Below are 6,530 nucleotides of genomic sequence, written 5' to 3'. Positions count from 1 at the left end.
GATTCTGGAGTAGCCTTTTCAGTCGCCGCCGCCACCGCCGCCACCGTCACAGCCGCTGTCCCCGCTGCAGTCTGAGCCGCTGTGCTGCGACGTATCCGATGGCGGCATGACCGCGCCCCCGTCCGACCCGCCGCCCTTCCGGGCCTTGGCGTTCGCGGCCCCCATCAGGGCCACGCCAAATCTCGATCCGATGGCCGTGCCCAGCGCGAGACCTAGGCCGACATTGTCCAGCGCGGCCGCGTTCTTGTTCGTCATCCCCATCTCCCCTGCGTGTCAGGCGAGACTAGCATCGCGCAAACGGGAATCACCGCCTAAATAGGGGCCATGACCCAAGCTCGTACCGTTCGCGTCGCCATCATCGGTTCCGGTCCCGCTGGCTGGACCGCCGCCATCTACGCCGCCCGCGCCTCGCTGAACCCCGTCGTCATCGCCGGCATCCAGCCTGGCGGCCAGCTGACCATCACCACCGACGTCGAGAACTATCCCGGCTTCGCCGACACCATCCAGGGCCCCTGGCTGATGGAGCAGATGCAGGCCCAGGCCCTGCATGTCGGGACCGAGGTCATCCACGACATCGTGGTCTCCGCCGACCTGTCGCAACGCCCGTTCCGGCTGAGGCTGGACAGCGGCGAAGAGATGCTGGCCGAGACCGTCATCATCTCCACCGGCGCCCAGGCCAAATGGCTGGGGCTTGAGAGCGAGGCCGCCTATCAGGGCTTCGGCGTCTCGGCCTGCGCCACCTGCGACGGCTTCTTCTATCGCGGCAAGGAAGTCGTGGTCGTCGGCGGCGGCAACACCGCCGTTGAAGAGGCGCTGTTCCTGACCAACTTCGCCTCCAAGGTCACGGTCGTTCACCGCCGTGACGAATTCCGCGCCGAGAAGATCCTCCAGGACCGGCTGTTCGCCCACCCCAAGGTCGAAGTGATCTGGAACTCGGCGATCGAGGAGATCGTCGGCGTCGTGGACGGCATGGCCAAGAACGTCACGGGCGTCCGGCTCAAGAACGTCCAGGACGGCTCGACCCGGGAAATCCCCGCCGACGGCGTCTTCATCGCCATCGGCCACGCCCCGTCATCGGAACTGTTTAAGGGCCAGTTGGAGACCAACGCCGGCGGCTATCTGCGGGTCAAGCCCGGCACCGCCTCGACCGAAATTGAAGGTGTCTGGGCCGCTGGCGACGTGACCGACGACGTCTATCGCCAGGCCGTCACCGCCGCCGGCATGGGCTGCATGGCCGCCCTGGAAGTCAGCCGCTTCCTTGCCGAAGAGGACCACGCCAAAGCCCACAACCCCATCAGCCACGCCGAGGCGGAGAAGATCGGGGTCTGGTGATCCCGATCCTGCGCGATCAGTAGGTCGAGGCCTCCGTCAGTTCCGCCAGATCCTCATCTGATAGCTTAAGCGTCGCCGCCTTCAGCGTGTCGGCCAGCTGGTCGGTCGAGGTGGCGCTGACGATCGGGGCCGTAACGCCCGGCTGGGCCAGCAGCCAGGCCAATGCGACTTGGGCCGAGGTGGCCTCGGCCTTCTGCGCCACGGCGTTCAGAGCCGCCAGGACACGCACGCCGCGTTCGTCGAACTTGTCCTTCAGCATGCCCTCGCGCTTGGTCCCGGCGATCTGATCGACGGTCTTGTATTTGCCGGTCAGGAAGCCGCTTTCCAGGCTGAAATAGGTAATGACGCCCAGCCCCTTCTTGACGGCCAGGTCCTGCAACCCGCCCTCGAATGTGTCGCGGCTGTGGAGGTTGTAATGCGGCTGGATCGTCGCATAGGCGGCCAAACTCTCGCGCTGCGAGATGTCCAGAGCTTCGGACACCTGTTCGGCCGGATGATTGGACGTGCCGATGGCGCGCACCTTGCCGGCCTGCACCAGCTTGTCCAGCGCGCGCAGCGTCTCGTCCTGCGGTGTCTTCGGATCGGGCCAGTGGGTCTGATACAGGTCGATATAGTCGGTCTGGAGCCGGCGCAGCGACGCCTCGACCGCCGTCTCTATCCAGGCCGGTGACAGGTCGTTGTGGCCCTGCCCCATGTCCGATCCGACCTTGGTCAGGATCTTGACATCGTCGCGCCGGCCGCGCGCCTTCAGCCACTTGCCGATGATCGTCTCGCTTTCGCCGCCGGAATGGCCCGGAACCCAGCGCGAATAGGCGTCGGCTGTGTCGACGGCGTCGAAACCGGCCTCGACGAAGGCGTCCAGCAGGGCGAATGACGTCGCCTCATCCGCCGTCCAGCCGAAGACGTTGCCGCCGAACACCAAGGGGGCGATGTCCAAACCGCTGGAGCCGAGCTTGCGTTTGGAAAGGGTGGTCATGCGGAGATCTCCTTTTGGGGAGCCCTCGACATATGCCGCATCGATGCGGCTTCAACCGCTCGGAAAGCGGTTACCCGAAGAGTTGAAGACCCGGCGGCGCGTAATCGACCGGCTGACCCTGGCGACGACGCAGGGCGTAATCCACAGCCGTCTGGACCGCATGTTCGTCTGTCGGCTTGGACAAGACGCCGATCGTGCCGGCGACGCCGTCGCGCACCATGCCGGGGTTGGCCGTCATGAACAGGACGGAGACGCCCATGTCCTGACCCAGTTCGCGGCCCAGATTGATTCCTGTGGGACCGTCGGACAGGTGGATATCGACCAGCGCCAGATCGACGTCGTTCTCGCGCACCAGATCGCGCGCGGCCTGTGCGGTCGCGGCGACGCCCAGAACCTCGTGACCGAGGTCCTCCAGGACGAACCTGAGCTCCATCGCAACGAGAGCTTCGTCTTCGATGATGAGGATACGCGCAGTCATAGGTTCAATCAGTGCTCGGGAGCGTACGTAACGTCAGTGTGAGGGATAGGTTTCAATAGAAGACTAATTTGAGTATCCGCCTGCCGCGCGGCGCCTGGACAGGGCCGTCGCCGGCAGGTCCACGATGACCTGGAGCCCCTCTGGCCGCCACTCGCGCGACAACCGCCCGCCGAGTTGTCCCTCGACCGAGAGGCTGGCTAGAGACGAACCGAAGCCTGTGCGTTGCGGCATGCCCTGGATGACCGGACCGCCCGTTTCCGACCAGGTCAGGACGAAGCGATCCTCCTTTCGTTCTGTGTCGAGCGTCACGACGCCCCCACGCTCGGAAAGCGCGCCGTATTTGGCGGCGTTGGTCGCCAGTTCGTGGAACAGCAAGGCCACGGAGGTCGCCGCCTGATCGTCGAAGACGGCGTCCTCGCCCTGGATGACGACGCGCGCCCCACCCGTCTCGTCCGCATAGGCCTTGAACAGGTCGGACAGGAAGGAATGCAGAGTTGTCGCCCCGATCGTGGTCTTGGATGTCTCGGTGTGCGGCCGCACAAACTCATGCGCGCGGGCCAGGGCGGTGATGCGCGTGCGCAGCGAGGCCGAAAATGCCTTGGCCTCCGGATACTGGCGCGCGGACAGGGCGACCAGGGCGGTGACGACGGCGAAGATGTTCTTGATCCGGTGGCTCAGCTCCTGGCTGACCAGCTCGCGGCCCTGCTCCAGCCGCTTCAACTCGTCGATGTCGGTCAGGGTGCCGAACCAGCGGGTGATTTCGCCCGCCTCGTCGCGGATCGCCACCGCGCGGCCCAGGGTCCAACGATAGACGCCGCTGTGATGCTTCAGCCGGTATTCGATCTCATAGGGCTCGCCGGTTTCCAGCGAGTTGCGCCACACGGTCCACGCCCGTTCGCGGTCGTCGGCATGGAACATGTCGTTCCAGCCCTCGCCATCCGTCGAGCCCAGGGGCACGCCCGTGAATTCGTACCAGCGCGCATTGTAGTAGTCGTGAAAACCGTCCGGCAGGGTGGACCACACCATCTGCGGCATGGCGTCAGCCAACACCCGAAACCGACTCTCGCTTTCGCTCAGGGCCACGGCGGTTTCGGCGAGGTCCGTCTCGATGGTCTTGCGTTCGGTGATGTCCACCGCGACGCCGGGGAAGCGGATCGGCGCGCCCTCGGCGTCGAAATAGACCTGACCGCGCGCCAGAATCCAACGCACGTCATCGCCCTGGCCCAAACGATATTCGCTGACGAAGGCGCCGTCGTCCGTCATGGCCCGGTCGATCTCGTCGGTGACGCGTTGGGCGTCGTCGGGATGGACGCTGGAGGTGAAAACCTCGATGGCCGCGCCCTCGCGCGCCGCTTCGGGATCCACGCCATACATCCGCGCAAAGCGTTCGTCGGCGATCACGCGGTTCTCAGGAATGTCCCAGTCCCAGGCCCCGACATAGGCTGAGGCCTCCATCGCCAACCGCGCGGTGCGGTCGCTGAGGTCCCGGTCCAACAAGGCGCGACGCAGCTCCAGTTGCGTCATCACCTGTTGCGCCAGGGTCTTGAGCGCCATCAGCTGAAGCTCGGTCAGACCTTGCGGGCGCGGCGTGTCGTCCAGCACGCACAGGGCGCCCAGCGGCACGCCGTCCGGCGTCCTCAGCGGATAGCCGGCATAGAAGCGGATGTGCGGCGCGCCCGTCACCAGGTCATTGTCGATGAAGCGGTCATCCTGCATCGCGTCGGGGATGACCATGACGTCGTCGCCCAGCATCGCGTGGGCGCAGAACGACAGCGGGCGCGGCGTTTCGCGCACGCCCAGACCGACCTCGGCCTTGAACCACTGACGCTGGGAATCGACCAGACTGACGGCGGCCATCGGCGCTTCACAGATGCGCGCGGCGAGCGACGCCAGATCATCGAACGACCCTTCAGGCGTCGTGTCCAGCACGCCGTAGCTTGTCAGGGCCTTCAAACGGTCGGCTTCGTCCCACCTCGGACAATCGACTTCGGGGTGGGTCAAGCAGGCGTCCTCGCTGGGCCGGTCAGGTCCGGCCATCGACATCAATGCTTGGAGTGGCGAAGCGTTGCAATGCAGGATGTCAGTTCGCGGGGCGACCGACTTCCTCCACATCCATCGTCGTGACGCCTGTGGGCGCCGGGGCGGCAGGTTTGGTCGCCGATGCGGGCCGCTCGAGAGCATTCAGGCGCGCATTGATGGCGGCGACTTCATCACGCGTCGGCAGGCGGCGACCGCCCAGGCTGACCACGCCGACGACCCGCTGCTGACCATCGATCTCGACCGTCTTCAGAGGCGCGTCTTTCTGCGGAGCGTCGGGATCGGCGCCGCCGGTTGCAGAGCCGGCGGCGATCGTCATGCGCGGACGCGAGAAACGCGCCTCGTCGATCGCCGGCTCGCGCCCATTGTAGGTTTTGCGGAAGGCAGCCGTTTCGCCATAGACGCCCTTCCAGCGATAGAAGATGTGCGCGCCGATCTGCGTCACCTTGGCCACGGTCGGCGCCCACCAGGGATGCACATAGTCGGCGTGATAGTGAGTGGCGGTCCCGACTTCCTGAGCCACGGCGCCGGTCAGCGCCCGCTCCGCCACCTTGCGCGCCCGCTCCCACGCCCAGCCGACCGGCGCCTGGCCCAGCGAGCCGTCGCAGGTGAAGCTGAACTGACATCCCGTGACGCGTTCAGCGCCCTCGAACACCACGCCGCAGACGGTGTTGGCGTAGTTTGGATCGCGCACGCGGTTCAGGACCACCTGGGCCACGCCCGCCTGGCCGTTGTCCGGCTCCAGCGCCGCTTCGTAATAGACCGCCTGGGTCAGGCAGCGCAAAGCCCGCCTGCGATCCTCGGCGCTGCCCTTGAACACGAACGGCAAGGCGGGACGCAGCGCGCCGGACGCGGGCGGCATGGCCGCGTTCAGACGTTGAGCCTCGAGGCCGCTCTTGCCCGGTTCCAGACCTGGCTTGCCGGCCAGCGTCAAGCTCTCCCAGCCCGGCGTCAGCCCATAGAGAGCGGGCTGCAGAAGGTTGGGATCATGCCGCATGGCGACGGCCAGCTGTGACGGCGTCAGTCGCCCCTTGATCGCGGCCAGCCCGCCCGCGCCGAGGTCGCCGCCGGTGATGCGCGAAACCGCCTCGGCCGTCCGATCCATATCGGGTCGCACGCTGGACCCCGCCGCCATGGCGACGCCCAGCACCGCGCCGGCTGCGGGCAAGGCCGCCGCCGAACGCCGCAGCGCCTTCCACATCGTCTTCCAGGGCAACCGGGTCATTCAGGGTCCAATAGCCGCGATCGGCGCACCGGCCTTTCGCTGAGATCGCGCGTCTAGTCCGACTTATAGGCCATTTTCCGGCGTCACGACGACCGCCGTTATCAAACCCCTCTGCGCGTCAGGGGTGGTCGCCCCAAACGCAAGGTGTAAAACTATGTTCCAGCGGGGCAACCGCGTCGCTGGTGGGGCGAACCGACGATATGAGCGCAGGCGGATCGAAACGGCGGATCGCGGTCATGGATCGCTGGCTGATCGGCCTGGCGCGCTTGTCGACGGCCTCGCAGACGCATCGCCTTTTGATCGGGATCGGCATCGCCCTCGCGGGTCTGGCGATCCGGGCGGCGGCGTCGCCGCTGTATGGCGAGGTGACCGGCTTCACCATCCTGTTGCCGGCGGTGACCCTGGCCGCTCTGGCGGCCGGCTGGACCGGAGCTTTGACGGCGCTGGCGGTGTGCACCGGCGGCGGCTGGGCGATCGTCGCG

At 66.6% G+C, this 6,530-nt stretch carries 7 protein-coding genes; 2 read left to right on the top strand and 5 right to left on the bottom strand.

What is annotated here, in order from left to right; translation table 11 throughout:
* Positions 1–18 precede the first annotated feature (18 nt).
* On the bottom strand, positions 19–255 hold the full coding sequence (locus RT123_RS15235) for a hypothetical protein (protein ID WP_313010050.1): 237 nt from the start codon (positions 253–255) through the stop codon (positions 19–21).
* Positions 256–324: 69 nt separating this feature from the next.
* Between RT123_RS15235 and trxB the strand changes: the two genes are divergently transcribed.
* A complete protein-coding gene (gene trxB, locus RT123_RS15230; RefSeq protein WP_205682744.1) occupies positions 325–1,332 on the top strand; it encodes a thioredoxin-disulfide reductase in 1,008 nt (335 codons plus the stop codon).
* A 16-nt stretch (positions 1,333–1,348) separates the two neighbouring features.
* Here the strand turns inward: trxB and RT123_RS15225 are convergent, their stop codons facing one another.
* The 4 genes from RT123_RS15225 to RT123_RS15210 form a co-directional block, all read right to left on the bottom strand.
* Entirely contained in the window at positions 1,349–2,308 is a 960-nt protein-coding gene (locus RT123_RS15225) for an aldo/keto reductase (RefSeq protein WP_313010047.1), read from the bottom strand.
* A gap of 70 nt (positions 2,309–2,378) precedes the next feature.
* Positions 2,379–2,786 (bottom strand): response regulator, encoded by a 408-nt coding sequence (locus RT123_RS15220; protein WP_055752929.1) that lies wholly within the window; start codon positions 2,784–2,786, stop codon positions 2,379–2,381.
* A 63-nt stretch (positions 2,787–2,849) separates the two neighbouring features.
* A complete protein-coding gene (locus tag RT123_RS15215; protein WP_313010044.1) occupies positions 2,850–4,787 on the bottom strand; it encodes a PAS domain-containing protein in 1,938 nt (645 codons plus the stop codon).
* Between the two features lie 79 nt (positions 4,788–4,866).
* Positions 4,867–6,048 (bottom strand): cell wall hydrolase, encoded by a 1,182-nt coding sequence (locus RT123_RS15210; RefSeq protein WP_313010043.1) that lies wholly within the window; start codon positions 6,046–6,048, stop codon positions 4,867–4,869.
* Between the two features lie 236 nt (positions 6,049–6,284).
* Here RT123_RS15210 and RT123_RS15205 point away from each other — a divergent pair.
* Positions 6,285–6,530: hypothetical protein (locus RT123_RS15205; RefSeq protein WP_313010040.1), on the top strand; the 246-nt coding region annotated here is incomplete at its 3' end.

Source organism: Brevundimonas vesicularis, from assembly GCF_032067225.1.
Lineage (GTDB): Bacteria > Pseudomonadota > Alphaproteobacteria > Caulobacterales > Caulobacteraceae > Brevundimonas > Brevundimonas vesicularis_F.
This window is presented reverse-complemented; position numbering and strand designations above follow the sequence as displayed.

Excerpts from the sequence above, each read along its gene's own strand:
- trxB (WP_205682744.1), top strand. The coding sequence starts at position 325 with ATGACCCAAGCTCGTACCGTTCGCGTCGCCATCATCGGTTCCGGTCCC.
- RT123_RS15225 (WP_313010047.1), bottom strand. The coding sequence starts at position 2,308 with ATGACCACCCTTTCCAAACGCAAGCTCGGCTCCAGCGGTTTGGACATC.
- RT123_RS15235 (WP_313010050.1), bottom strand. The coding sequence starts at position 255 with ATGACGAACAAGAACGCGGCCGCGCTGGACAATGTCGGCCTAGGTCTC.
- RT123_RS15220 (WP_055752929.1), bottom strand. The coding sequence starts at position 2,786 with ATGACTGCGCGTATCCTCATCATCGAAGACGAAGCTCTCGTTGCGATG.
- RT123_RS15210 (WP_313010043.1), bottom strand. The coding sequence starts at position 6,048 with ATGACCCGGTTGCCCTGGAAGACGATGTGGAAGGCGCTGCGGCGTTCG.